The 342-nt window shown below is 64.6% G+C and carries 1 protein-coding gene; it reads left to right on the top strand.

Features of this window, described 5'->3' with window-relative positions:
- A partial coding sequence (locus BIU89_RS12110; RefSeq protein WP_139179069.1) for an ATP-binding cassette domain-containing protein occupies positions 1–342 on the top strand: 342 nt, incomplete at both ends.

Genomic DNA, 342 nt, shown 5'->3' with positions numbered 1-342 from the left:
ATCTGCGGCGAGAACGGCGCGGGCAAGTCCACGCTCATGAAGGTGCTGTCGGGTGTCTACCCGGCCGGCTCCTTCGACGGCGAGATCCTGCTCGACGGCGAACCCGTTCGGTTCGCGAACATCAACGACTCCGAGGCTGCGGGCGTCGTGATCATCCACCAGGAGCTCGCGCTCAGCCCCTTCCTGTCGATCGCCGAGAACATCTTCCTCGGCAACGAGCAGTCCAAGGGCGGCTTCATCGACTGGAACAAGACGAACCTGACGGCCGCCGAGCTGCTCAAGCGCGTCGGGCTGAAGGACAACCCCGTCACCAAGGTCGTCGACCTCGGTGTCGGCAAGCAG

This window comes from Curtobacterium sp. MCBA15_005 (assembly GCF_001864855.1).
Lineage (GTDB): Bacteria > Actinomycetota > Actinomycetes > Actinomycetales > Microbacteriaceae > Curtobacterium > Curtobacterium flaccumfaciens.
The sequence above is the reverse complement of the archived record's forward strand: the minus strand, read 5'-3'. Positions and strand labels throughout refer to the sequence as shown.